Below are 486 nucleotides of genomic sequence, written 5' to 3'. Positions count from 1 at the left end.
TCGAGCGCTTCGGGCCGGACACCGGGCACGACCTGCCCGCGGTCGGGTCCTTCACCGAACCGCTGCGGCCGCTGCTCGAGTCGTTCGGGACCGCGCCGGGGTTCCACCTCGTGCTCTTCACCGTCGACGAGACCGTGTTCTCGCGCGAGATCGGCCCGCTCGCCGGCTTCTACCCCGCCGTGTACGCCGGCGCTCCCTGGTGGTTCATCGACACGCCCGCGGCGATCGGCCGGTACCGGGCGGCCATCACCGACTCGGCGTCGTTCACGAAGACCTCGGGGTTCATCGACGACACCCGGGCGTACTGCTCGATCCCGGCGCGGCACGACATGGCTCGCCGAGCGGACGCGGCCTACCTGGCGTCGCTCGTGGTCACGCACGAGCTGTCCGAGGAGGACGCGGTACGGACGGCGCGTCGGATCGTGTCGGACATCCCGAGGGCGACGTTCAAGCTCTGAGGCGCTTGCGCACGAGCACGCGGGGGAA

Annotated in this window: 1 protein-coding gene; it reads left to right on the top strand. The window is 71.2% G+C overall.

Annotated features, from left to right (window positions below):
* On the top strand, positions 1-458 hold a 458-nt coding region (locus tag BIV03_RS04290; protein WP_175475707.1), incomplete at its 5' end, for a glucuronate isomerase.
* Positions 459-486: the final 28 nt, after the last annotated feature.

Origin of the sequence: Curtobacterium sp. MCBA15_016, assembly GCF_001865105.1 — a bacterium.
GTDB lineage: Bacteria > Actinomycetota > Actinomycetes > Actinomycetales > Microbacteriaceae > Curtobacterium.
This window is presented reverse-complemented; position numbering and strand designations above follow the sequence as displayed.